General features: G+C 40.7%; 1 protein-coding gene. It reads right to left on the reverse strand.

Features of this window, described 5'->3' with window-relative positions; genetic code table 11:
• A partial coding sequence (locus CUN59_RS06110) for an NAD(P)-dependent alcohol dehydrogenase (protein ID WP_104387046.1) occupies window positions 1-668 on the reverse strand: 668 nt, incomplete at both ends.

The raw sequence follows: 668 nt of genomic DNA on the forward strand, positions 1-668 counted from the left end.
AAATTTCACCTTTTGTCCCGGTAAAAATGCCGTTAAAGCAATCTGCAAAATTACGTCTGGGTTAGGTAAAGTAGAAATAAACACCCCATTGGGTTTTAAAACTTTTCTGCAATCAGAAAATACTCTTTTGGCAACCACATCAAAAATAATATCGTACTGCACATTACCTTCTGTAAAATCCTGTAGAGTATAGTCAATCACTAAATCTGCATTTAGAGACTTGACGAAATCCAAATTTTTAGAACTAGAAACACCCGTCACCTCAGCCCCCAATACTTTGGCAATTTGTACAGCAAAAATGCCCACACCGCCCGAAGCCCCATTAATCAATACCTTTTGACCTGAGTTGACATTGCCCAAGTCTCGTAGGGCTTGGAGAGCCGTTAGAGCCGCTAAAGGAACGGTAGCTGCTTGTTCATAAGTCATGTTTATGGGTTTGGGAGCAGCTAAATTTTCAGAAACAACAGCAAACTCTGCATAAGCACCTCCAGGAAAGTTAGTGCTGCCATATATAGCGTCTCCTACTTTAAAGCGCGTTACTTGTGAACCAACTTCCAACACTTCCCCAGCCACATCAAAACCCAAAATCAGGGGAAATTTATTTCCTGTTAATATACTCAACATTCCTTTGCGGGTTTTCCAGTCAATAGGATTCACACTACTAGCAT

It is taken from the genome of Cuspidothrix issatschenkoi CHARLIE-1 (assembly GCF_002934005.1).
GTDB lineage: Bacteria > Cyanobacteriota > Cyanobacteriia > Cyanobacteriales > Nostocaceae > Cuspidothrix > Cuspidothrix issatschenkoi.